Annotated in this window: 17 protein-coding genes; 7 read left to right on the top strand and 10 right to left on the bottom strand. The window is 61.7% G+C overall.

Going from position 1 to position 23,591, the window contains the following annotated elements; all coding sequences use genetic code 11:
- Window positions 1-396: 396 nt before the first annotated feature.
- The 3 genes from AACW18_RS12640 to pabB all read right to left on the bottom strand — a co-directional run bounded on the left by AACW18_RS12640 (window position 397) and on the right by pabB (window position 3,923).
- The gene (locus AACW18_RS12640) at window positions 397-1,698 is read right to left on the bottom strand and encodes a serine/threonine transporter (protein ID WP_218291267.1); all 1,302 of its coding nucleotides are present in this window, start codon (window positions 1,696-1,698) and stop codon (window positions 397-399) included.
- Window positions 1,699-1,914: 216 nt separating this feature from the next.
- Window positions 1,915-2,481, bottom strand: coding sequence for a CoA pyrophosphatase (locus tag AACW18_RS12635; protein WP_218291268.1), 567 nt, complete (start codon window positions 2,479-2,481; stop codon window positions 1,915-1,917).
- A gap of 38 nt (window positions 2,482-2,519) precedes the next feature.
- The gene (pabB, locus tag AACW18_RS12630) at window positions 2,520-3,923 is read right to left on the bottom strand and encodes an aminodeoxychorismate synthase component I (protein ID WP_218388859.1); all 1,404 of its coding nucleotides are present in this window, start codon (window positions 3,921-3,923) and stop codon (window positions 2,520-2,522) included.
- Window positions 3,924-4,118: 195 nt separating this feature from the next.
- Between pabB and AACW18_RS12625 the strand changes: the two genes are divergently transcribed.
- Window positions 4,119-5,642 carry a fumarate hydratase gene (locus tag AACW18_RS12625; protein ID WP_218291270.1) on the top strand — a complete coding sequence of 508 codons (1,524 nt, stop codon included), beginning with the start codon at window positions 4,119-4,121 and terminating at the stop codon, window positions 5,640-5,642.
- A gap of 188 nt (window positions 5,643-5,830) precedes the next feature.
- Here the strand turns inward: AACW18_RS12625 and AACW18_RS12620 are convergent, their stop codons facing one another.
- Window positions 5,831-6,319 (bottom strand): cell division inhibitor, encoded by a 489-nt coding sequence (locus AACW18_RS12620; RefSeq protein ID WP_218388858.1) that lies wholly within the window; start codon window positions 6,317-6,319, stop codon window positions 5,831-5,833.
- A 233-nt stretch (window positions 6,320-6,552) separates the two neighbouring features.
- Between AACW18_RS12620 and AACW18_RS12615 the strand changes: the two genes are divergently transcribed.
- Together AACW18_RS12615 and AACW18_RS12610 are read left to right on the top strand one after the other, a co-directional pair.
- Window positions 6,553-6,750, top strand: coding sequence for a DUF4250 domain-containing protein (locus tag AACW18_RS12615; RefSeq protein ID WP_005323525.1), 198 nt, complete (start codon window positions 6,553-6,555; stop codon window positions 6,748-6,750).
- 396 nt (window positions 6,751-7,146) lie between these two features.
- The gene (locus tag AACW18_RS12610) at window positions 7,147-9,621 is read left to right on the top strand and encodes a glycogen/starch/alpha-glucan phosphorylase (RefSeq protein WP_218388857.1); all 2,475 of its coding nucleotides are present in this window, start codon (window positions 7,147-7,149) and stop codon (window positions 9,619-9,621) included.
- Between the two features lie 307 nt (window positions 9,622-9,928).
- Here AACW18_RS12610 and AACW18_RS12605 read toward each other — a convergent pair whose 3' ends face one another.
- Both AACW18_RS12605 and trxC read right to left on the bottom strand, forming a co-directional pair.
- A complete protein-coding gene (locus AACW18_RS12605) occupies window positions 9,929-11,314 on the bottom strand; it encodes an SLC13 family permease (RefSeq protein ID WP_042652289.1) in 1,386 nt (461 codons plus the stop codon).
- A gap of 154 nt (window positions 11,315-11,468) precedes the next feature.
- A complete protein-coding gene (trxC, locus tag AACW18_RS12600; RefSeq protein WP_218291274.1) occupies window positions 11,469-11,909 on the bottom strand; it encodes a thioredoxin TrxC in 441 nt (146 codons plus the stop codon).
- 150 nt (window positions 11,910-12,059) lie between these two features.
- Between trxC and AACW18_RS12595 the strand changes: the two genes are divergently transcribed.
- From AACW18_RS12595 to AACW18_RS12585, 3 genes are all read left to right on the top strand, one after another.
- Window positions 12,060-14,858, top strand: a complete 2,799-nt coding sequence (locus tag AACW18_RS12595) for a hybrid sensor histidine kinase/response regulator (protein WP_218291275.1) — start codon at window positions 12,060-12,062, stop codon at window positions 14,856-14,858.
- 148 nt (window positions 14,859-15,006) lie between these two features.
- On the top strand, window positions 15,007-16,743 hold the full coding sequence (locus AACW18_RS12590; protein WP_218388856.1) for an ABC transporter transmembrane domain-containing protein: 1,737 nt from the start codon (window positions 15,007-15,009) through the stop codon (window positions 16,741-16,743).
- Window positions 16,744-16,852: 109 nt separating this feature from the next.
- Entirely contained in the window at window positions 16,853-18,604 is a 1,752-nt protein-coding gene (locus AACW18_RS12585; RefSeq protein ID WP_218388855.1) for an ABC transporter transmembrane domain-containing protein, read from the top strand.
- Between the two features lie 64 nt (window positions 18,605-18,668).
- On the opposite strand, the gene AACW18_RS12580 is transcribed toward AACW18_RS12585, so the two are convergent.
- Window positions 18,669-19,850: a hypothetical protein gene (locus AACW18_RS12580; protein ID WP_218388854.1), complete on the bottom strand. Its 1,182-nt coding sequence runs from the start codon at window positions 19,848-19,850 to the stop codon at window positions 18,669-18,671.
- Window positions 19,851-20,402: 552 nt separating this feature from the next.
- On the opposite strand from AACW18_RS12580, the gene AACW18_RS12575 reads away from it, so the two are divergent.
- Window positions 20,403-20,876 carry a DUF4442 domain-containing protein gene (locus AACW18_RS12575; protein WP_218388853.1) on the top strand — a complete coding sequence of 158 codons (474 nt, stop codon included), beginning with the start codon at window positions 20,403-20,405 and terminating at the stop codon, window positions 20,874-20,876.
- A gap of 39 nt (window positions 20,877-20,915) precedes the next feature.
- On the opposite strand, the gene ybcJ is transcribed toward AACW18_RS12575, so the two are convergent.
- The 3 genes from ybcJ to AACW18_RS12560 form a co-directional block, all read right to left on the bottom strand.
- Entirely contained in the window at window positions 20,916-21,149 is a 234-nt protein-coding gene (ybcJ, locus tag AACW18_RS12570) for a ribosome-associated protein YbcJ (RefSeq protein ID WP_218388852.1), read from the bottom strand.
- Between the two features lie 178 nt (window positions 21,150-21,327).
- Window positions 21,328-21,738 carry a MaoC family dehydratase gene (locus AACW18_RS12565; protein WP_218388851.1) on the bottom strand — a complete coding sequence of 137 codons (411 nt, stop codon included), beginning with the start codon at window positions 21,736-21,738 and terminating at the stop codon, window positions 21,328-21,330.
- Complete coding sequence (locus tag AACW18_RS12560) at window positions 21,735-23,519, bottom strand: class I poly(R)-hydroxyalkanoic acid synthase (protein WP_218388850.1); 1,785 nt, start codon at window positions 23,517-23,519, stop codon at window positions 21,735-21,737. The genes AACW18_RS12565 and AACW18_RS12560 overlap by 4 nt, the downstream gene beginning before the upstream one ends.
- Between the last annotated feature and the right edge of the window lie 72 nt (window positions 23,520-23,591).

Genomic DNA, 23,591 nt, shown 5'->3' with positions numbered 1-23,591 from the left:
GCTCAATGGATTTCGAGCCGGGGACTCGCACCAGCACTGCGTATGGCAATGGGCGCTGATTTGGCTGGGACAGGAACTGCGACAGGCCCCGATGCTCGGGCTGTGGGAGGGGCACTTATGTTATTTATGGTGCCAAGCGCCCCGACCTTTCCATGTCCTCGATGACATCCCTTGCTCCTCTCCGGCGCTGGGCGCTTTAGGGTATGGGGCCAGGGTTCGGCGACTGGCGCTTAAAGAGGGGCTGCCAGGATCCCAATAGCAGAGCGGGGGGCGTAGGAGTGTCGCGATCAGGAGGCGATCACCGACCCCGGGGGCACAGGCCATGGTGCCAAGACAGGCAATAAAAAATGCCCGCCATCACTGGCGGGCATCTGCTTGCTGGCTAGGCCGAGAGGATTAGCCGAACAGCTGATACAGGATGGCGGAGATGGCAATCAGCCCCATGATGGTGACGAACAGGTTGCTGATATGACCCTGATACTTCGCCATGGCCGGCACACGCTTGATGGCGTACATCGGCATGAGGAACAGGATGGTGGCGATGATGGGGCCGCCCAGTGACTCGATCATGCCGAGGATGGAAGGGTTGATCACGGCCACGCCCCACAGGGTCAGGATGAAGAAGGCGATGATGAACAGCTCAACCTTCTTGGAGGTTGTACCCGTCTTGCCGGCACTGCGCATCTGCTGGTTGATCATGCCGCGCAGACCTTCACGGGCACCCAGATAGTGGCCGAAGAAGGAGGAGACGATGGCAACGAAGGCGACCAGCGGACCGAAGTAGGAGATGATCGGGCTCGAGTGCTGGTTAGCCAGGTAGGAGAGCACGGCGATGTTCTGGGACTTGGCTTCCGCCAGCTGGGCCGGGGTCAGGCTCATCACGCAGGAGAAGACGAAGAACATCACGAAGCCCAGCAGGATGGCCGCGGTACGCTTGAGGATGGCATCGGACTTGGCGACGGCGTTGTCACCGTAGTCGCGGCGCTGGGCCAGGGCGAAGCTGGAGATGGCCGGGCTGTGGTTGAAGGAGAACACCAGCACCGGGATGGTCAGCCACAGGGTGGTCGCGAAGTCCTTGGTGGAAGGCACCTGGGCCAGGGCGGCGCCGGTCCAGTCCGGGATCAAATAGAGGGAGATACCCGCCAGGATGGCAATGAGCGGGTACACCAGCATCTCGGTGACCTTCAGCATCAGCTTCTCACCGGCCAGCATGACCGACATCATCCCCATGATCAGCACGATGGAGAGGATCCAGCGCGGAGGCGCCGTCATCTGCAGCTGGTTGACCAAGAAGCTTTCCACCGTGTTGGTGATGCCCACCCCGTAGATCAGCACGATCGGGTAGATGGCGAAGAAGTAGAGCAGGGTGATTAATTTACCGGCACCAACGCCGAAATGCTCTTCCACCACTTGGGTGATGTCGGCATTGGGGTTCTTGGAGGAGAGCACGAAGCGGGCCAGCCCACGGTGGGCGAGGTAGGTCATGGGACCCACCAGCAGGGCCATCACCACCAGTGGCCAGAAGCCACCCATGCCGGCGTTGATGGGCAGGAACAGGATACCGGCCCCGACGGCGGTACCGAACAGGCTGATCACCCAGGTGGTGTCCTGCTTGTTCCAACTGCGAGATTGCAGGGAGCGGGTACCTTGCTCCTGTGTGGCCGCGACGTCTTGTGCGCCGGTGACAGTATTAGACATGTGTCTTACCCCGAATGTGTAGTTTTGATTGAGTCGGCGCAAGAATACTTTTTTTTTAATCAAAAATGTTGATCAGATTCACCTTTATGAGGCGCAACCCCGTACTTTCTTATAAAAATGTGATCAAAAGAATAAAAAATCAAAATCTCTTTATCATATTCAATGTTAGTTGAGTGTTAATTGGATAATTTTTCATCCGACGAGGTTATCGGAATGTTATTTTGACAGGTGCGCGGAGAGCTGGCGAATCATGCTGGCGGTCGCCCCCCAGATGAAAGATTGCTGCCAGGGGATCCAGTAGATGGTGTGGTGCTTGCCGGCCCTGGGGATGGTCAGGGCGATGTGGTGCGCCAGATCCAGCACATGGTTGAGCGGCACCTCGAAAGCCTGCTCCACCTCATCGGGGCTCAGTGTGAGCTGGTAATCGGCGTCGACCATGGCCAGCACCGGCAACACGTCGTAGAGGGAGATGGTGTTGAGCGGGGTGAGGCTGCCGATGACGTGGATCTTGGATGAGGGGATCCCCAGCTCCTCCCGGGTTTCCCGCAGCGCGGTGTGGATCAGGCTCTCGTCCTCCGGATCCTGGCGCCCACCGGGGAAGCTGATCTGCCCCGGGTGGTGGCGCAACTGCGCGCTGCGACGGGTCAGCAGCAGCTGCAGCCCGGTGGGGCGCTCCACCAGGGGGAGCAGCACAGCCGCCGGCTTGAGCCCGGCCAGCATCAGCCGATGTGCCGGGGCAGGGCGCTGCAGCAGAAACCGGGTCAGCAGTTCGGCACTGTCCATCTTGATGTTTCCCTCCCCGTGGGCGGTGCAAGGGGCCGTCACTGGCGCAGGGCAGCCAGCAGCGGCAAGATACGGGCGACCTTGTCGTAGGTCTCCTGATACTCGCTGTCTGCGTCCGAGTCGGCGATGATGCCACCCCCCGCCCAGCAATGGAGCCGTCCGGCTTCGGCGATCAGGGTACGAATGCAGATGCTGGTGTCCATCCGGCCGTGCTGGCTCAGGTAGCCGATGCTGCCGCAATAGGCATTGCGCCGCTGGGGCTCCAGCTCCTCGATGATCTCCATCGCCCGGATCTTGGGCGCCCCCGTGATGGAGCCGCCGGGGAAGCAGGCCCGCAGCAGATCCACCCCCTGCCAGCGGGCATCCAGTTCGCCATGAATGGTGGAGACCAGGTGATGCACGGCGGGGAAGGACTCCACCGCAAACAGGTGCGGTACGCTGACGCTGCCGGGGCGGCTCACCCTGCCGATGTCGTTGCGCAGCAGATCCACGATCATCAGGTTCTCCGATCTGTCCTTGTCGGCGCTGGCCAGCTCGAGGGCACTGGCCTGATCTTGCTGCGGATCGGCAAGCCGTGGGCGGGTCCCCTTGATTGGTTTGGTCTCGATATGGCGGCCGTCGAGCAGCAGGAAGCGCTCCGGCGACAGGCTCAATATGGCACTCTCTGGCAGCCGGATGAAGGCCGAGAAGGGGGCCCTGTTGGCCGCGCTGAGGCTGAGATAGGCGGACCACTCATCCCCTCGATAGAGGGCGCTGAAGCGCTGGGTGAGGTTGATCTGATAGCAATCCCCCGCCGCCAGATAGGCCTGGATGCGGGCAAATTTCTCACCGTATTCGGCCCGACTCATGTTGCTCTGCCAGGGCCCTTGCAAGGAGAAGGCCTCTTGCGAGGCACAGGGGGGCGCCGTTTGCGCCGTTTGCGCCAGCTGCGCCTCTAGCCATTGCAGCCGGCTGGCGAGCCCCGTTTCGTCCCCCCAATGCACCAGCTGCCAGGCGCCGTTCGCCACCTCCCGCAGCAGTGCCCAGTCGTAGATCCCCACCGCCATGTCCGGCACCCGGATGTCAGCGCGGGCCTGCGTTGGCAGACGCTCGAACCGCCGCCCCAGATCATAGCCAAAGAGCCCGAGGGCACCGCCGATAAAGGGCAGTGCACAGGCCTCCTGCGTCAGCTCCCCCAGCAAGGCGCGCTGGGTGCTGGCGAGCAGGCTGAGGGGATCGCCATCATGTTGCTCGGTCTGGTCACCCCGGCGCAGACAGGTGCTGGCACCGCGGGTTTCCAGGGTGGCGAGGGGATCGGCGCTGAGGATGTCGAAGCGGTTGTCGGCGCCCTGGGCACCGGCTGACTCCAGCAAGATGGCCCAGGGTTGCGGTTGCAACCGGCCAAACAGCTCGTGGAGCGATCTTTGCGGGTCGAAATGGTGGATATGCAGTCTTGGTTTCATTTTTTGTTACACAGGCAACAGTTTGCACCCAGCTCCCTAGCCGGTACGGGAGCTCAAGCGTATCATAGCCGCCGGAATTTTTAGAAAAAACACGCCGTTGTCTCTCGGCCCCGCGACGCTTTTCGCAGGCCGAGAGCCCGGCTCATATGGAAGCCCTTGCTCGCGTTTGCGAAGACAAGGACCAGTGAGGATGATATGAGCATCATTAGAAAACAGGACTTTATCGATTCCATTGCCGACGCCCTGCAGTACATCTCCTTCTACCACCCCCTCGACTTCGTCCAGGCCGCCAAGGCCGCCTATGACCGCGAGATCAACCCGGCCGCCAAGGATGCCCTGGCCCAGATCCTGATCAACTCCCGCATGTCAGCCGAGGGGCACCGTCCCCTGTGTCAGGACACCGGCATCGTCACCTGCTTCGTCAAGATCGGCATGCAGGTGCAGTGGGACAGTGACATGACGGTGCAGGAGATGGTGGATGAGGGGACGCGCCGCGCCTACACCAATCCGGACAACCCCCTGCGTGCCAGCGTGCTTGCCGATCCGGCCGGCAGCCGCAAGAACACCAAGGACAACGCCCCGGCCGTGGTGCATATCGACATGATCCAAGGCAACAAGGTGGAGGTGAGCATCGCGGCCAAGGGCGGCGGCTCCGAGAACAAATCCAAGATGGTGATGCTCAACCCCTCCGATGACGTGGTCGAGTGGGTGCTGAAGACGGTGCCGACCATGGGGGCTGGCTGGTGCCCGCCCGGCATGCTGGGTATCGGCATCGGCGGTACCGCCGAGAAGGCCGCGGTGCTCGCCAAGGAAGCCCTGATGGAGCACATCGACATTCAGGAGCTGATCGCCCGTGGTCCCGAGACCACCGAAGAGAAGCTGCGGGTCGAGCTCTACGACAAGGTCAACAAGCTGGGGATCGGTGCCCAGGGGCTGGGTGGCCTCACCACAGTGCTGGACGTGAAGGTCAAGTCTGCCCCGACCCACGCCGCCTCCAAGCCGGTGGTGATGATCCCCAACTGCGCCGCTACCCGCCACGTCCACTTCGAGCTGGATGGTTCTGGCCCGGCCGAGCTGACGCCGCCGAAGCTGAGCGATTGGCCGGAGATCACCCGCGAGGCGGGTGGCAATGTGCGCCGGGTCAACGTCGATGGCATCACCAAGGCCGAGCTCGCCAGCTGGAAGAGCGGCGATACCGTGCTGCTCTCCGGCAAGATCCTGACCGGTCGCGACGCGGCCCACAAGCGCATCGCCGACATGCTCAAGAAGGGTGAGGGGCTTCCGGAAGGGGTCGACTTCACCAACCGCTTCATCTATTACGTGGGCCCGGTCGATGCGGTGCGTGACGAGGTGGTCGGCCCGGCAGGCCCCACCACCTCGACCCGGATGGACAAGTTCACCGACATGATGCTGGGCGAGACCGGCCTCATCGGCATGATCGGCAAGTCCGAGCGGGGCCCCAAGACGGTACAGAGCATCAAGGAGCACCAGGCCGTCTACCTGATGGCCGTCGGTGGCGCCGCTTACCTGGTGGCGAAAGCCATCAAGAAGGCGCGAGTCGTGGCCTTCGCCGATCTGGGCATGGAGGCCATCTACGAGTTCGAGGTGGAAGACATGCCGGTGACAGTGGCCGTCGACTCCCAGGGCAACAACATCCATGAAACCGGCCCGGCCTACTGGTCGGCCAGGATCGCCGAGCTGGATGTCAAGCTCTCCTGATCCGGGATGGCGAGGGTCATCCTCTCGGTGATGACCCTGTGCGGGCGCACGCCTCGTGGCAAGCCCCGCCGTGATAAAAACCGATGTGACAAGAGGCGACCCCAGGGTCGCCTTTTTCGTGTCCGCAGGATGTGAGGGGAGTTGGAATAACCCATTCCGAGGCGACGCCTATCGCGCCCTGCCGACTCTCAATGGTTGAGGTAGACATCCTGCCCGCCGTAGCAGAGGGGGCCGCTCTGGGCGGGCAGGGCACCCTTGGGTTCGAAGAAGCGGGTCAGCACCCCGAAGCGTTGCCCCAGCTTGTTCAATCTGGCGCGATCCAGGGCGATCTGCTCGGGTAACCAGGTCAGCACGGCGGCGCAGTGGCCATTGCCCAGGCTCTGCTCCAGCATGCGTTGCCAGTTCTTGATCTTGGCGCCGTGCACCACCAGCACCCGGGCGGGATCGATCCCCTGTGCCTGCAACTGTTCGGCGACGGGCAAGCCCGGCGGGGCTATGAGCAGGATCCAGCCCCCCTTGTCCTGACTCAGCCGCCCCAGTTCGTCGAGCAACTGGGTTCCATGAGCATGGGTCGCCAGCCGGTGATCGTGCTCTCCCTTGCCCTGATGGCGGGTGGGCCAGGGGGTGATCAGGCCGAGGGTAGAAGCGAGGGGGCGGTGACTCAGGGGCTGGCTCATATGTTTTTCCTGTATGAATAACCATGCTGTATGTGCATACAGTAGTTGTAACTCGTGCCAGTGACAAGTCATTTATGGTCAAAAATGTGAGCGGATTAACAAGGCGATGAGCTAGTTAATTGAATAAAAAGGAAATTTACATTCAAACCGAATTGGGTGTTTTTTGCGCTATGGACAAAGCCAGGGCAGGCGCCCATGGTTATACAGTATGTATGGGAAGAGGAGAGACCAAGATGGATGTCAGCACCTTGCAACGGCTGGACGCCAACATTCTGCTCGGGATCATCAACGAGAAGCTGCGGCTGGAGTGCGATGGACTGGAAGAGTTGTTGGCCTACTACGACATGACAGAGGATCAGTTGGCCACGCGCCTGCAGCAGATTGGCTATCACTATGATCCCATGAGCAATCAGTTCAAGGCTCATGGCTAATTCGGTCACGGAGGGTGCCCCAACCGGGGCACCTTCTCTTAATTGATGCGTGGCTCCGTCGATTATTGAAACCGGTTTCAACGAGCGCCGTCATTGGGGTTATTTTCACGTATTTTCAGCCACTGGCAATCATTGAAAACCTATTCATGGATGTATATTTTTCATTAATAAGCAACATGATGATTTTTATCGTTATTTTTATTTCATTCAGGCAAGTTTAAGGAAAGGGTTTTCATGCTTGAACTGTCATTTTCATGCGTTAAAGTGTGACTCATGTTAACGTTTGAAGCATCGGCTTTAGCTAGTATTCCCACGCCGGAACATATTCTGAGATAACAACAGCGCCGGTCCCGAATGGGATAACATTTTTTTATTTGTAACGAAGGAAAATGGTTTATGGCTACCAAGAAGAAGACAGACCAGGATCTCCAACTGGATAAAGATCAGCTCAAGGCGAGTATCGTGCGTCACCTGCGTTCTACCTTGGGGACAAGCGAACAGAAAGCCTCGCCAGAAGCGTGGTGGAAAGCGACCGCGGCCGCCGTCAACGAACAGGTGTACGAGCGCCTGACCCGCACTCAGCAGACTCACTTCAAGAAAGATACTCGTGCCATTCATTATCTCTCTGCTGAATTCCTGATGGGGCGCCTGACCTCCAACAACCTGCATAACCTCTCCCTGTACAAAGTTTGCGAAGAGGCCCTTGGTGAACTCGGTCTGGAACTGACCGACCTGTGTGAACAAGAGCCCGACATGGCGCTCGGCAACGGTGGCCTGGGTCGCCTGGCCGCCTGCTTCATCGACTCCCTGGCGACCCTGAACTACCCGGCGGTGGGCTATGGCATTCATTACGAACACGGCCTGTTCCGCCAGGAGATCCAGGATGGCCGCCAGATCGAGCGCCCGGACTCCTGGCGCGAATATGGCAACCCCTGGGAGATCTGCCGCCCGGAATCCGTGCAGGAGATCCCGCTGTACGGCTACGTCGAGACGGTGTTCGGTGACAACGGCGGCCTGAAGAAGGTGTGGCACGCCGGTCGCAAGATCAAAGGGGTGCCTTGGGATATCCCTGTGGTGGGCTTTGGCGGTCACACCGTCAACATCCTGCGCCTGTGGGAGTCCCGCGCCTCCGAGTTCTTCGATTGGGATGTGTTCAACGCCGGCGGCTATATCGACTCCCAGGCGGAGAAGGCCCAGGCCGAGACCATCTCCAAGGTGCTCTATCCAAATGACGAGACAGATGCGGGCAAGGAGCTGCGTCTGATCCAGCAGTACTTCTTCTGTGCCTGCTCCATCAAGGACATCATGCGCCGTTACAAGCGGGCCCATGGCAGCAACTTCGACAACTTTGCCGCCCAGATCGCCATTCAGCTCAACGATACCCACCCGACCGTGGCGATCCCCGAGCTGATGCGGGTGCTGGTGGATGAAGAAGACCTGAACTGGGATACCGCCTGGGGCATCTGCTATCGGGTCTTCTCCTATACCAACCACACCCTGCTGCCGGAGGCGCTGGAGAAGTGGAGCGTCAGCCTGTTCGAGAAGGTGTTGCCCCGTCATCTCGAGATCATCTACGAGATCAACGCCCGCTTCCTGGATGAGCTGGTCGAGCCCAAGTGGCCGGGCAACGATGCCATCAAGGCCAAGCTCTCCATCATCGAGGAAGGGGACGTGCGCAAGGTGCGCATGGGCAACCTGTGCGTGATCGGCTCCTCCAAGGTCAACGGCGTGGCCGAGATCCACTCCAAGCTGGTGAAGGAGGATCTCTTCCCCGAGTATGCCGAGCTGTGGCCCCAGAAGATGTGCAACGTCACCAACGGCGTGACCCCCCGGCGCTGGCTGCTGGCCTGCAACCCCGAGTTGGCCGAGCTCTATAACGAAGTGGTGGGCAAGGAGTGGCCGTTGCAACTGGACAAGCTGCGTGCCGTCACCAAGTTTGCCGACGATCAGGCATTCCAGCAGCAGTTCATGCGCATCAAGCGCCACAACAAGGAGAAGCTGGTCAAGGTCATCAAGGCCGAGACCGGCATCGATGTCAGCGCAGAGGCGATCTTTGACGTGCAGATCAAGCGCCTGCACGAGTACAAGCGCCAGCAGCTGAACCTCATCCACATCATGGCGCTCTACCGTCGCCTGCTGGCGAACCCCGACTATGACATGCACCCGCGGGTGTTCATCTTCGGCTCCAAGGCGGCGCCCGGTTACAAGCTGGCCAAGGACATCATCTACGCCATCAACAAGCTGGCCGAGCGGGTCAACAATGACGCCCGCATCCAGGGCAAGCTGAAAGTGGTGTTCATGCCGAACTACCGCGTCAGCCTGGCCGAGAAGCTGATCCCGGCCGCCGATGTCTCAGAGCAGATCTCCACCGCCGGTTACGAGGCATCCGGTACCGGCAACATGAAGATGGCACTGAACGGCGCCATCACCATAGGCACCCTGGACGGGGCCAACATAGAGATCGCGGAGGAGGCGGGGGTCGAGAACTGCGCCATCTTCGGCCTGAACGTGGACGAGGTGAAGGCGTTGAAGGCGCGCGGTTACAACCCGTACGACTTCTACTATGCCAACTCCGAGCTCAAGGCCGTGCTGGACTGGTTCGATACCGATTACTTCACGCCGGGTCGTCCGGGCGAGCTCTCCGCCATCAAGCGCTCCTTGCTGGAAGGGGGCGATCCCTACCTGACCCTGGCCGATTTTGCCGCCTACTCGGACGCGCACAAGCTGATCGATACCTGGTATCGGGATCCGGCGCTCTGGGCCAAGAAGGCGATCATCAACTCGGCCACCATGGGCAAGTTCAACTCCGACCGCTCCATCCAGGATTACGTGGACAAGATCTGGAGCCTGCAGAGCTGCAACGTGGGCTGATAAACGCCCGATATGAAAGAACCCCGCATCGCGGGGTTTTTTTGTGCCCGTTGCGCACTAGTGTGCTCCCCGCCATGGCCGCTGGCGGCGGTTTTGAGTCGAAGGCGGCAAGCGGAGGCAGGGTCATGGGCAGGAGAGGCCAGACCGATAACAGGTTGCGTTGACGCGACCGAGCGCACCAGCTCCACCCATGGCGGGTGAGGGCGAGCTTGAGTGGAAGGCGGTCTAGGGGCAGAGGGGCAGGAGATAGCAGACATAAAAAAGGCCCCGTCAGGGGCCTTGTCGAGCGGGAGGGTATTTTCTCCTCTCAGTGCAGGATATCGCCAAAGAAATAGGCCAGCAGGGTCAGGATGACGGTGAACACCAGGTTCAGCACCAGGCCGGCCCGCATCATCTCGCGCTGCTGGATGTGGCCGCTGGCGAAGACGATGGCATTCGGCGGCGTGGCCACCGGCAGCATGAAGGCACAGGAGGCGCCGACGGCGATCAGCACCGACACCACTATGGGAGAGACACCCAGCGCCTCGGCCACACCGGCAAACAGGGGCACCAGCAGGGCGGCGGTGGCGGTGTTGGACACCAGCTCGGTCAGGAACACCACGAAGGCGGCGAGGCACAACAGGATGATGAAGATCGGCATGGTGGAGAGGGCACTGGACAGGTGTTCCGCCAGGAAGGCATTGGCACCGGTCTGCTTGAGGATGGAGCTCAGGGTCAGGCCACCCCCGAACAGCAGCAGCACACCCCAGTCGGTGTTCTGGTTGATGTCGTCCCAGTTGGCCACCCGGCTGACGGCGATGGCCAGGATGGCGGCCATGGCGATCAGGGTATCAAACTGGGGAATGCCGCCCAGCGCCGCGGCGATGGGTTGGGAGCCAATCCACAGCAGCACGGTTGCCAGGAAGATGAGCAGGGTCACCTTGCGCTGGCCGGTCCACTGGATGGTGACCTGCTCGGTGCTGACGCGATGGGAGAGGTTGGGGCGCGTCACCCAATAGAGCAGACCTATGCCCACCGGCATGAAGATCAGCACCACCGGGATGCCGAACTTCAGCCAGTCGGTGAAGCCGAGGCCCATCTGGGCGGCGGCGATGGCATTGGGGGGGCTGCCGACTAGGGTGCCGATCCCGCCGATGCTGGCGCTGTAGGCCACACCCAACAGGACGAAGACCAGGGTGCGGCGCTCCTTGTGGATATCGAGACCCTTGAGCATGCCGAGGGCGAGCGGCATCATCATGGCCGCGGTGGCGGTGTTGCTGATCCACATGGAGAGCGCGGCCGTGATGGTGAAGAGCACGATGGCGCCCCAGCCGAGGTGGCCCTTGGCGAGCTGCATCACCTTGGCGGCGATCTGGGTATCTAGCCCCTGCTTGGACAGGGCGGCGGCCAGTGCGAAGCCGCCGAAGAAGAGGAACAGGACAGGGTTGGCGAAGTCGGTCAGCGACTTGCTCATGTCGAACACCCCGAGCAGGGTGGCGAGTACCGGGATGGCGAGGGCGGTGATGGTGATGTTCACCGCCTCGGTCAGCCAGAGGATGGCGATGAAGATCAGGATGCCGAGCCCCTTGTTGACCATGGGGTCAAAGGGGAGCCAGGCGAGCATGGCACAGAGCAGCAGGACGTCGAGAATGACGATCCCGGCCTTGATGTCCAGCCAGCGTGAGGGGGCGGAAGGGACTGCAGAGGTATGCATGTTGTTCTCTCGGTTAATTTATGGTTGTTGTTGTGTTGCCGAGGTTACATTTATCCCCCCGTTTGAAACAGGGGGAAGTCGTCAAACCATGTCGCGACTCACAGAGTCAAGTGAAAATGGATCTAATCATAAACACAAATTAAACAATTATTTATCATTCGTCCCTATTGGTCAGGGAGAGCAGCCACTCCCGCAACAGGCTGGGGGGCAGGGAGCCGCTGCGCTGGGCCAGGATCTCGCCTCGCTTGAAGACCATCAGGGTGGGGATGCTGCGAATGGCATAGCGGCTGGCGATGGCTGTCTCCTGTTCGGTGTCGACCTTCACGAAGCGGATACGCGGCTCGAGCTCCTTGGCAACTTGCTGAAAGACAGGGGAAAACTGCAGGCAGGGGCCGCACCAGCTGGCCCAGAAATCGACCACGACCGGGATGTCGGAGCCGATCAGGATGTCGAACTGCGCCGTGCGCCCCACCAGGGGGGTGACGCCGAACAGCGCGGCGCGGCAGCGACCGCAGTTAGCATTTGAATCCAATTTATCGCTGGGCAGGCGGTTGCGGGTAAAGCAGTGGCTACAATAGGTGGTGATAAGTGACATAATTGATTCCTCCATAAGGCCCGGCAACATCTTTATTGCATATATAGAACTGACTAACGGTAACATAGCCGTCAGTTATTTTTCACAGTTGGCTTTCTGCGGTGGCATCTGTCACCGGGTGGCCGGCCATGACATGAGAATCGAGACGGGATGAAGAGTGTTGCACGCGTCAATCGCGTTGTCCTGAGCCTTATCATCATATCGCTGCTGGCGTTTTCGACCTATTGCTGGCAACTGCTCAGCCAGCAACAACGCGCCTCCGAGCTGAGTGTGGCCGCGGAGCTGGTCTTGAACCGCATCAATACCGACACCGTCTATCTGCTGGGCCGCGAGAAGGCCAGCGATGGCAGCGTGCAGCTGCGGCTCAGCCAGCTGTCCAGCAGCCTCGACAACTTCGTGAGCCGGGTGCGCGAGGATCCGGACTCGGCCGATGATCCCAAGTCCCAGGCGTTGCAGCGGGACATCGATGGCTACCTGCTCGATCTGGCCAAGCTCTATACCATGGAGATGACCATCGAATACCTGGAGCCCCGCTTCCAGAGCCAGCTCAAGTCGCTGACGGCGACCATGCCGCGGGAGACGGCGCTGCACAACGATCTCACCGATCTGGTCAGGCTCAGCCACTATCTCAGACGCAGCTGGGACATGAGTGATCAGCGTCAGCTGCAACAACTGCAGCAGCGCATCAAGGAGAGCTATGGGCAGCAGCCCCAGGTCATGGCGATCAATCAGCTCAGCCAGGAGCTCAATCGCCAGGTGATGGAGTATCACCGCCTGCGCAACCAGATCATCGAGATGAAAGAGTTGAACTCGCTGCCGCTGTGGAAGCAGAGCAAGCTGGATCTGGCATCCTCCCTCAAGAGCCGGTTCTACCTGATGGTGCTGGGCGGTGCCCTGCTCAGCTTCTCGCTGGTGGCCGCCACCCTGTGGCGCCGCAATCAGAAGCTGAGCGAGCTGTCCCGTCATACCGGGCTGCTGGCCCAGGCCAAGAGCGACTTTCTGGCCAACATGAGCCACGAGATCCGCACCCCCATGAATGCGATCATCGGCTTCAGCGCCCTGGCGCTGCAGACGGATCTCAGTCAGCAGCAGCGGGACTATCTCAACAAGATCAAATCCTCGTCGGACACCCTGCTGCTGCTCATCAACGACATCCTGGACTTGACCAAGGTGGAGTCCGGCAAGCTGACCCTGGAGGAGATCGACTTCGACCTGAGCGAGCAGCTCGACTCGCTGGCGGCCATGTTCGCCGATCTGGCCGAGCGCAAGCAGATCGAGGTCATCATCAACAAGTCACCGGCGGTGCCCGACTTCCTGCGCGGCGATCCGCTCCGGCTCGGCCAGGTGCTGGTCAACCTGGTCAACAACGCCATCAAGTTCACCGAGCGGGGTGAGGTGGAGGTGGCCATCACCCTGGTCAACCAACATCCGATGCGGGTGCGCTTCAGCGTGCGCGACACCGGCATCGGCATAGCGCCAGAGAAGCAGGCGCAGTTGTTCCAGCCGTTCACCCAGCTGGAAGCGGGCAACACCCGCAAATACGGCGGCTCCGGCCTCGGCCTCAACATCTCACAGCGGCTGGTGGGCTTGATGGGAGGCGAGATCGGCGTGCAGAGCAAACCCGGGGTGGGCTCGACCTTCCAGTTCGAGATCCCCCTGTCCCAGGCCGTCTATGGGGTCTCCGGGCGGCGGGTCTTCTTCGAGCAGCAGCCCCTGATCCTGATGATGGACGATAACGAGCTGGTGCTGGAGCTGGCCAAGGACATCCTGAGCCGGGCCGGCGCCACCGTGATGACGGTGAACAGCATCTCCCGCGCCCGTCAGGTGCTGCGGGAGGAGGGCCACCATATCCGGCTGGCGATCCTCGACTGGCGCATGGGTCAGGAGGATGGCCTGGATCTCGCCCTCGAGATGTACCAGCACAGCCAGTGGCGGCGGTTGCCGGTCCTGATGACCAGCGCCTGGGCCAGGGAGGGCCTGCACGGACGCATGGAGAGCATGGGGCTGACCCACTTCCTGGCCAAGCCGATGACCGAGAATGCGCTGCTGGCCAAGGTGGATGAGCTGCTCAATGGCAGCTCCCATGATCGCAACGTGCGTCAGGCCGAGGCGCAGGGCGATCAGCAGCACTTTCGCGATCTGCTGCACGGCACCCGGGTACTGCTGGCGGAAGACAACAGGGTCAACCAGCAGCTCATCATGGAGTACCTGCGCCGGGTGGAGGCGGTGGTCACCGTGGTCGACAATGGCCGCGAGGCGGTGGAGCAGGTGGCGGAGCAGCCCTTCGATGTTATTTTGATGGACCTGCAGATGCCGGTACTCGATGGCCTGGACGCGACGCGCCAGATCCGCAAGATGGTGGACAAACACGATGTGCCCATCATAGCGCTGACCGCCAGCGCCATGCCGGGGGACAAGGAGCGCTGCCTCGGCGTCGGCATGAACGGCTATGTCACCAAGCCGGTCAGCAAGCTGGATCTCTACAACAACCTGCTGCAGTGGGTGAAGAACGCCAACGGCGAGCGACGGGCACCGCTCGAGGTGAAGCCGCCGGCTCTGATGGGAGTGCTGGATCTGGAGGATGCGCTGCGCCGGCTGGAGCAGGACAGGGAGGCGTTGCAGATCCTGTTCAAACTGTTCCTGTCCGAGCACAAGGACGATCTCTGGGAGATCCGCTCCGCCCTGCGCCGTCAACAACCCGAGGTGGCTTGCCGCCTGCTGCACACCCTGAAGGGGGTGTCGGCCAACATATCCGCCTCCCGCCTGCAACTGCTGGCCGGTGAGCTGGAATGGCGGTTGCGGCTGAAAGAGGAGCTGGGCGAGAGCGAGCTTATCCAGTTGCAGCAAGTCTTCAATCAGACCCGGGAGCAGGTGTCCCATTTCCTGCTGACCGGCGAGCAGCAGGAGTCTGCCGGCATACTGTTCGAGCCGCGGGATGAGCGGCTGTGACGCGGGGCGGATAGCCATCGTTCTCAAGCTGGCCGCTTTCAGGCTATGATGGCCCCATTTGCATCGCCCCCGCCTCGGGGGCGATTGTATTGAGCTTCTCTTATGACCAACGGCGGCCCCCCTGGGCGCCGCGAGAAAGGATGTTGATGTGAGCGTATTTCTACGGCTTGGCTGGTTTTTCAAGGAGCAGTGGCGGCGTTATCTGACCGCCATCGCCTTGCTGATGATGGTGGCGCTGCTGACCGTGATCCCGCCCAAGGTGGTGGGCTGGGTGGTGGACGGGGTCGCCAAGGGCGAGCTCGATCATGGCACCCTGATGGGCTATCTGGCGGGGCTGTTTGGCCTTGGCCTGCTCATCTACCTGCTGCGTTACGTGTGGCGGGTCATGCTGTTTGGCGCTTCCTATCGGCTCGCCTATGTGCTGCGCAACCGGCTGTTCCACCACTTCACCCGCATGAGCCCCGACTTCTACCAGCGTCACCGTACCGGCGATCTGATGGCCCACGCCACCAACGACATCCAGGCGGTGGAGATGACGGCCGGCGAGGGGGTGTTGACCCTGGTGGACTCCTTCATCGTCGGGATCCTGGTGCTCTCCATCATGTGCAGCCAGTACTCCTGGCAGCTGACCCTGCTCTCTCTGTTGCCGTTGCCGGTGATGGCGTTCTTCATGAACCGCTTCGGGACCCAGATCTACAAGGAGTTCAAGGCGGCGCAGGGAGCCTTCTCCAGGCTCAACAACAAGACCCAGGAGGCCCTCTCCGGGGTGCGGGTGCTCAAGTCCTATGCGGTCGAATCCCTCGAGGATCAGGGCTTTGCCGAACTGACCCGGCAGGCGGGGGAGTGCAACATGGCGGTGGCCCGCATCGATGCCAAGTTCGATCCCGTGATCTACCTCTGCATAGGTTGCTCCTATTTCCTGGCGGTGGCGGGCGGCAGCGCCCTGGTGCTGCAGGACAAGCTGACCCTGGGGGAGCTCACCAGCTTCACCATGTACCTGGGGCAGCTCATCTGGCCCATGTTCGCCATCGCCTGGCTGTTCAACATCATAGAGCGCGGCAGCGCCGCCTATTCCCGCATCGAGAGCCTGCTGGCCGAGCGCAGCGACATTCAGGATCCTGCGGCGCCGCAGCCCCTCACGGCCAGCTTCCCCCTCTGCATGAAGGGGGTGGATTACCGGCTGGAGCAACGCAGCCTGCTGCAGGGGATAGATTTCAGCCTGCAGCAGGGCGGCATGCTCGGGGTGGTGGGACGCACGGGGGCGGGCAAGAGCTCGCTGCTCAAGCTGCTGATGCGGCTGGCCAACCCCAGCGCCGGCCAGATCACCATGGGCGGCGTGCCCATCCAGCAGCTGGCCCTGGCCGATCTGCGCAGCCAGTTTGCCTATGTACCCCAGGAGCCGTTCCTGTTCTCCACCACCATAGCCGCCAACATCGCCCTCGGCCGGCCCGAGGCCAGCCAGGAGGAGATCGAGCGGGTGGCCCGCATCGCCTGCGTGCACGATGACATCAGCCGCTTCCCCATGGGCTATGCCACCGAGGTGGGCGAGAAGGGGGTGACCCTCTCCGGCGGCCAGAAACAGCGCCTCGCCATCGCCCGGGCCCTGCTGCTGCCGGCCCCTATCCTGGTGCTGGACGATGCGCTGTCGGCGGTGGATGCCCATACCGAGCAACAGATCCTGCAGGCGCTCAAGGCCCATAGACGCACCCTGATCCTGATCAGCCACCGCATGACGGCGGTGGAGCAGGCGGACGAGATCCTGGTGCTGGAGCAGGGCCGCGTCAGTGAGCGGGGTCGCCACGGCGCCCTGATGGCCCACAACGGCTGGTACGCCGACATGGTTCGCTATCAGCGTCTGGAGCAAGACGTGGAGGAGAGCCTGTGAGCGTGATGATGAGACGAGTGGTTCCCCTCATCCCCAACCCTTCTCCCACGAGGGGAGAAGGGAGCAAAGAGTGTCAATTCCTTGGGAACGCTGCGCTGGAGGCAAGTCTGTGAATCCAACCATTAAACGCCTGCTGGCCTATTGCGCTCGCTACCCCCGCTGGCTGATCCAGGCGGGCATCTGCCTGCTGCTGGCCACCGGCGCCGAGGTGGCGGGACCGCTGCTGATCAAGCTGTTCATCGATGACTACCTGGCACCGCGCCAGCTGGTGTGGCCGGCCATCGCGGCGCTCGGGGCGGGTTATCTCGGTCTGCAACTGCTGTCGGCCGCCGGTTTCTACCTGCAGTCCCTGCGCTTCAACCGCATCGCCCAGGCGGTGGTGCAGACCCTGCGCGAGCAGGTGTTTGCCACCGCCATCCGGCTGCCGGCCCGCTATTTCGACAAGCATCGCTCGGGCTCCCTCATCTCCCGTATCACCAACGACACCGAGGCGATCATGAACCTCTATGTGCAGGTGATAGGGCTCTTGGTGCAGAAAGTGGTGCTCTTGTGCGGCATTCTCATCTCCATGGCGCTGCTGGATCTGCGGCTGATGCTGGTGTGCGCGACCCTGTTGCCGGCGGTGGGCGCCGTGATGTGGCTCTACCAGCGCCTGAGCGTGCCTGTGGTGCGGACGACCCGCAGCCTGCTGTCCGATATCAACAGCCGGCTCAACGAGTCGCTGCAGGGCATGCCGGTGATCCAGGCCATGGTGCAGGAGCGCCATTTCGCCAACGCCTTCGCCGACATCAACCAGCAGCACTGGTCGGCGCGGCTCAAGAGCCTCAAGATCAACGGCATACTGCTGCGTCCGCTCATCGATCTGTTCTACATGATGGTGCTCATCGGCCTCTTGGCGCTGTTTGCTGAGGAGGGGCTGAGCGCCAATGGCGCCATCCAGGTGGGGGTGCTCTACGCCTTCATCAGCTATCTGGGGCGGATGATCGAGCCGCTCATCGAGATGACCAACCAGCTCAACCAGCTGCAACAGGCCATGGTGGCGGGGGAGCGGGTGTTTGCCCTGCTCGACGAGACCCGCGAGAGCACCGGGGGAGTGAGCCCCGCATTGCAGGGGCGGGTCAGCTTCGATCGGGTGAGCTTCTCCTACGATGGCCAGCAATCCGTGCTGCGGGAGGTGAGCTTCAACGCCCGTCCCGGCCAGATGCTGGCGCTGGTGGGCCACACCGGCAGCGGCAAGTCCACCATCATCAGCCTGCTGATGGGCTTCTATCCGCTGGCGAGCGGGCAGATCCGCTTCGACGATCACCCCCTGGGGGAACTCTCCCTGGCGGCGGTGCGGCGCAGCATCGGCCTGGTGCAGCAGGATCCCTTCATCTTCGTCGGCACCCTGGCCGAGAACCTGCGCCTCGGCCGCGCCGGCATCGACGAGGCCAGGCTGTGGCAGGCACTGACCGAGGTGCAGCTGGCCGAGTTCGTGCAGAGCCTGCCCGACGGGCTGGGCACCCTGATGGAGGAGGGGGGCAAGAACCTCTCCGCCGGTCAGCGCCAGCTGCTCTCGTTTGCCCGGGCGCTGGTCGGGGATCCGCGCATCCTCATCCTGGATGAGGCGACCGCCAGCGTGGACTCCCAGACCGAGTTCGCGCTCTCCCAGGCGCTCTCGGCGGCCCGCCGTGGTCGTACCACCATCGCCATCGCCCACCGGCTCTCGACCATAGTCGATGCCGACGAGATCCTGCTGCTCTCCCGCGGTCAGGTGAACGAGCGCGGCACCCACGCCGAGCTGATGGCGCTGGGGGGCCACTACGCCCAGCTGTTCGAGATGCAGAGCCAGGGCGCCTGGCTGGAAGAGAAGCGGGCCTGAGCCCGCTCCCCATAAAAAAACAGCCGGCTCATGCCGGCTGTGTTGTCTCTGTTGTGTGGGAGGATCAGACCGTGGCCTTGCCCCGTGCGATCTGCTTGGGTTGCAGGGGTGGGAAGTCATCGTTGAAGAAGGTGTCCGCCTCGTCAATCTGCGCCTTGCGCTGCTTCTGGATGAAGTTGTCGAAGTCGCGCTTGATCTCCGGATCCTTCAACGCCTCGTAGTCGAACACGTTGGCGGCATAGAGGTAGTTGAAGTAGATGTCGACAAATTCGGCGCTGGCGCAGGCGGAGGTGAACTTGCTGTTCTGGCGGTCGAAGTTGATGCGGTACTGCTTGATCTTGGGCACATAGACCAGCTCGCTGCCCACCTTGAACACCTCGACTGTGATGCCCACCGTGATGGTCTTGTAGAAGTCCTTGTTGTTCTCCACCCCGAAGCGGATGGCATCCCCCTGCTTTTGCAGGAACTTGTTGAAGCTGGCCAGCGCCGTGGTGCCCTGGCTCACCACCACGTCCATGATGAAGTTGATGAAGTCGGTGGCGATGCTGAGCCCCTTGATGTGGCGGCTGTAGCTCTGCTGATCGATCTTGCTCGGCCCCATCAGGGGGATCTTGGCGAGGGCCCTGGCCCAGAGATCCGCATCCGTCTTGTACTGCTCGCCATAGGCTTCGGCGTAGCGGTTGATATAGGCGGTGACCACGGAGGTGATGGCGATGAGATAGGCCTTCTGCTCGGCCAGCCTGGCCGTCACGGCGGGATCATCGAGCAGCTCGTTGGCCACGATGAACTCCACCAGGCCATCCTTGTCGGCATAGGGATCGTTTGCCACATTCCTGGCGGTGGTGGGCAGGTTGACGTCGTTGAAGAAGGCCTCGGCTTCGGCGAACTGATCCCGGTTGTTCAGACGGCTGGCGGGGGCTTCGCGCACCAGGTGGCAGAGCACTATCTCGGCCTCGTAATCGGACTCGCGCCACAGCGGGGCCTGTGTCTGGTTGCCGAAGGTCTTCTTGTAGGCGAGATTGAAGTCGATCAGCACCGAGCTGCAACCGCAATCCATGGCGAAGTCGACGGCGTAGCTGAGCTGGCCTGAGGGCAGCGGCTTGCTCATCTTGCCCTTGACCGCCAGGTTGGCGTAGCACTTGAGGTACTCCCGGCCAAACAGCTCATAAGCGCGGTTGTTGTTGAAATTGAGCTGGAAGGTGCCGGCGCTCTCGCCGCCGTTGAACAACTGTTGATTGTTACCCATCTCTTTATCCTTGTGCTCAGTTGTGTGAAAAGGTGGCCCGTTGCCGTACGGCCATTCGCGGGCCAGAACAGCCTAGTGAGGGATGAGACGGATAGTTACTGTGACTTATGTCAGTGGCGACCTGAGGGGCGCCGACTAGCGCCGGCGAGGACAAAATTAGTCCTTAGCTTTCATTCGGCTAGGGTTGTCATCTGGCTGACACAGTGGCGCCAAGCTTTAAAAATAAGGGAAGAGAGGGGCTGACCATGCTCGCCATCGGGGTTATGGCGCCCCGTTTTACGATTTTCCACATAAATGAAATCCCTCCTTCATCTGTGGAAAAGTACCTTGGCGAAAATGAAACAGTGCTGTTTGCCCATGGTAATTGGGTGTGCGAGTGCTCAATATCGGGCCTGCTTTTCGCTCACCGATGATGTCCAGGGCGGGGTAACGGGCGCCCTTCTGGCTTGAAAACCACCTGACGGGATGCACAGGGTGTGAAAAGGGGGCTTGCCTATGGGGTGTGATGCTGGCAACATTTCCGTCACACTCACTCATCGGATCAGTTTGCATATGGACTTGCAACGCTTCAAAGCCAATCTGGCGCTGCGCCTGTTTGCCTGGCGCTATATTCCCGTCATCGGATTCTGTTCCCCCGTCATCGAGAGCATGGATGCCAAGGTGCTGCGCATTCGCATTCCACTCGGCTGGCGTACCCGCAACCACCTCGGCAGCATGTATTTCGGCGCGCTGGCGACCGGCGCCGATCTGGTGGGGGGCCTGCTGGTGATGGAGAAGGGACGGACGAGGCGCAAGAAGGTGCACTTCGCCTTCAAGGATGTGCAGGGGGAGTTTCTGAAGCGACCCGAGGCGGATGTGCAGTTTGACTGCGCCGCGGGGGAAGCGATCGATGCCATGATCGACGAATCGCTGGCGACGGGGCAGCGCATCAACCGCCCCATCCAGGTGGTGGCCACCTGTCCGTCGCTCAACGGGGATGAGGCGATGGCGCGCTTCGTGCTGACCCTGTCGATCAAGGCCAGCTGAATGCTAACGGGCGCGTCGGCGCCCTTATTCAAGCAGGGCTCAGAGGATCTCCGGGCTTATTCCTTCCTTTACCACGACCTTCATGCCGTTGAAGTTGACCACCTGCTCGGCGACGATTTTGCAGCGCTTGCGGGTCTCGGTCTGACCATCCACTTCCACCAGTCCCTCGGCGACCAGTGCCTTGGCCGCGCCGCCGCAATCGGCCCAACCCTGATGCTTGATCAGGTCACACAAGGCAACGAAGGGGTGGCCTTCGAGCAGAAACGTCTCCATGGAAAATCCTCTTGCTTAAATGAATGCCTGACGTGGCAGGGCGGCCATTTTAGGCAGTTAGGGCCGACAGGGAAAGGGTTAGGTCCGGATTGGGCAGAAAAAGGGGATTCGGCGCAAGGCAAAAAATTCAGCCCGGCGAGGGCCGGGCTGAAGGATCAGGGAATAGCCCCTGATTATCTCAGGCGAACTTCACCACGGCTTCTCCCGTCACGGCGAGGGCGCCGCTCTGGGTGAAGATGCGGGTAGCCAGGGTGACTATGGGTTTGTCATCGCGAATGGCGATCACTTCGACCTCCGCCAGCACCTCCTCCCCGACAAACACCGGCTGCTTGAAGGAGAGGGTCTGCCCCAGGTAGATGCTCCCTTTCCCCGGCAACTGCTGGCCCAACAGCCCGGAGAAGAGGCTGGCCAACAACATGCCGTGGACTATGGGGCGCTCGAACGGGGTGCTGGCGGCAAACACCGGGTCCAGGTGCAGCGGATTGAAATCCTCCGACAAGCCGGCGAAGGCACCGACCTCTGCCGGCCCGAACCGCTTGCTCAGGCTGGCCTTCTGGCCGACGAACAGGGGGGTTGTTGCTGCACTCATGTTGTTACCTCTTCTGCTGCCTTGGTAAAGATGGGGTTGAGGCGCTCCTTGACGTAGCTGCCGGGGGCCGCCGCCAGGCCTTCGCCGGGCTCGCGTGCGGGGATGGACTCCGACGCCTCATCCCGTGCCTTGATGAAGGCGGTCATCTCGGGCCACCAGGAGCCGCCCTGGTGGGTCGCACCTGCGTGCCAGGCCTCCGGGCTCTCGCAGGGGGCATCGTTTTGCCAGAAGCCGTACTTGTTGGCGGCCGGTGGGTTGATGATGCCGGCGATGTGGCCCGACTCGGCCAGGATGAAGCGCTGCTCGCCACCGAACAGCTTCATGCCCTGCCAGGTGCCTTGCCAGAGCGCGATGTGATCGTCGATGGCCGACACCAGCAGCACCGGTGTCTTCACCTTGGAGAGATCGATCCGGGTCTGGCGGATCTTGAGTTCCCCCTTCACCAGCTGGTTCTCGAGGTAGAGACGGCGCAGCAGGCTGTTGTGGGTCTTGCCCGCCACGTTGGTGCTGTCGCCGTTCCAGTGCAGCAGATCGAAGGCGACCGGGCTCTTGCCCTTGAGGTAGCTGTCGATGTAGTAGTTCCAGTAGAGGTTGTTCTCGCGCAGCAGGCTGAACGAGACCGCCAGTTGCCGCCCATCCATGATGCCCTTGGCCTCATTTTGGGCCTCCAGCGCCGCTATGATGGGCTCGTGAATGAAGATGCCGAGCTCGCCCGGCTGGGAGAAGTCCAGCAGGGTGGTGAACAGGGTGGCGGTGCGCACCCGTTGCTTCTGACGGCGCGCCGCCAGCCAGCCCATGGCCAGCGACAGGGCGGTGCCGCCGATGCAGTAGCCGATGCCGTGCACCTCCCGCTCACCGGTCGCCGCCTCTATGCCATCCAGGGCGGCCAGCACGCCGTCGACCACATAGTCGTCGAGATCGACCTTGGCCTGGGCCGGCCCCGGGTTGCGCCAGGAGATCATGAACACCGTCTGCCCCTGGGCGACCAGCCAGGCGACCAGCGAGTTCTGGGGACGCATGTCCATGATGTAGTACTTGTTGATGAAGGGGGGCACGATCAGCACCGGGGTCTTGGCCACGGTCTCAGTGCTCGGGCTGTACTGGATCAGCTCGTAGAGCTCGGTGCGCTGCACTACCCGACCCGGCGTCAGGGCCAGATCCCGGCCCAGTTCGAAGGCCGCTTCGTCGGTCAGCCGGATGTTGAGCTGATCGGCGCTGCGCTCCAGATCCTCGGCCAAGAGCGCCAGCCCGCGCACCAGGTTCTGGCCGTCGGACTCCAGGGTCAGCTTGAGCAGCTCAGGGTTGGTCGCCAAGAAGTTACTGGGGGCCATGGCATTGAGATATTGGCGGGTGAAGAAACGCAGCCGCTCCCGGCTCTTCTGGGGCACGCCTTCCAGCGCATCGACCGACGCCAGCAGGTGTTTGGCCGTCAGCAGATAAGATTGTTTGAGATAGTCGTAGATGGGCTGCTCGCTCCAGGCCTCGGCCTTGAAGCGGCGATCCCCTTGCTCCGGCTGGATCACCGGGTCGCTCTCCTGACCCGCGCTCTTGAGCAGGGTGTGCTGCACCAGTTTGAGCTGATCCTGCCACCAGTTCATCTGGGCATGGATCAGTTGTCCGGGCTGCTGGCTGGTCTGCTCAAGTACCTTGCCCAGATCGTCCAGATTGGTCTGCAGCAGGGCCTGGGCCGTGCGCTCGGTCTGGGCCTTGGCCATGGTCAGCAGCTTGTCGTTATAGTGGGACAGGGCCTCGAACAGCGGGCCGTACGATGATTGGCTCATGTTCTCTCCTTCACCCACGCTCGTGGCGGGACTAGCCCGTCATATCGAGTCATGGGGAGATGTGGCTGCCCG

Source organism: Aeromonas sp. sia0103 (assembly GCF_963895295.1).
Taxonomy (GTDB): Bacteria; Pseudomonadota; Gammaproteobacteria; order Enterobacterales; family Aeromonadaceae; genus Aeromonas; species Aeromonas encheleia.
This window is presented reverse-complemented; position numbering and strand designations above follow the sequence as displayed.

Excerpts from the sequence above, each read along its gene's own strand:
- AACW18_RS12640 (WP_218291267.1), bottom strand. The coding sequence starts at position 1,698 with ATGTCTAATACTGTCACCGGCGCACAAGACGTCGCGGCCACACAGGAG.
- AACW18_RS12635 (WP_218291268.1), bottom strand. The coding sequence starts at position 2,481 with ATGGACAGTGCCGAACTGCTGACCCGGTTTCTGCTGCAGCGCCCTGCC.
- pabB (WP_218388859.1), bottom strand. The coding sequence starts at position 3,923 with ATGAAACCAAGACTGCATATCCACCATTTCGACCCGCAAAGATCGCTC.
- AACW18_RS12625 (WP_218291270.1), top strand. The coding sequence starts at position 4,119 with ATGAGCATCATTAGAAAACAGGACTTTATCGATTCCATTGCCGACGCC.
- AACW18_RS12620 (WP_218388858.1), bottom strand. The coding sequence starts at position 6,319 with ATGAGCCAGCCCCTGAGTCACCGCCCCCTCGCTTCTACCCTCGGCCTG.
- AACW18_RS12615 (WP_005323525.1), top strand. The coding sequence starts at position 6,553 with ATGGATGTCAGCACCTTGCAACGGCTGGACGCCAACATTCTGCTCGGG.
- AACW18_RS12610 (WP_218388857.1), top strand. The coding sequence starts at position 7,147 with ATGGCTACCAAGAAGAAGACAGACCAGGATCTCCAACTGGATAAAGAT.
- AACW18_RS12605 (WP_042652289.1), bottom strand. The coding sequence starts at position 11,314 with ATGCATACCTCTGCAGTCCCTTCCGCCCCCTCACGCTGGCTGGACATC.
- trxC (WP_218291274.1), bottom strand. The coding sequence starts at position 11,909 with ATGTCACTTATCACCACCTATTGTAGCCACTGCTTTACCCGCAACCGC.
- AACW18_RS12595 (WP_218291275.1), top strand. The coding sequence starts at position 12,060 with ATGAAGAGTGTTGCACGCGTCAATCGCGTTGTCCTGAGCCTTATCATC.
- AACW18_RS12580 (WP_218388854.1), bottom strand. The coding sequence starts at position 19,850 with ATGGGTAACAATCAACAGTTGTTCAACGGCGGCGAGAGCGCCGGCACC.
- AACW18_RS12575 (WP_218388853.1), top strand. The coding sequence starts at position 20,403 with ATGGACTTGCAACGCTTCAAAGCCAATCTGGCGCTGCGCCTGTTTGCC.
- ybcJ (WP_218388852.1), bottom strand. The coding sequence starts at position 21,149 with ATGGAGACGTTTCTGCTCGAAGGCCACCCCTTCGTTGCCTTGTGTGAC.
- AACW18_RS12565 (WP_218388851.1), bottom strand. The coding sequence starts at position 21,738 with ATGAGTGCAGCAACAACCCCCCTGTTCGTCGGCCAGAAGGCCAGCCTG.
- AACW18_RS12560 (WP_218388850.1), bottom strand. The coding sequence starts at position 23,519 with ATGAGCCAATCATCGTACGGCCCGCTGTTCGAGGCCCTGTCCCACTAT.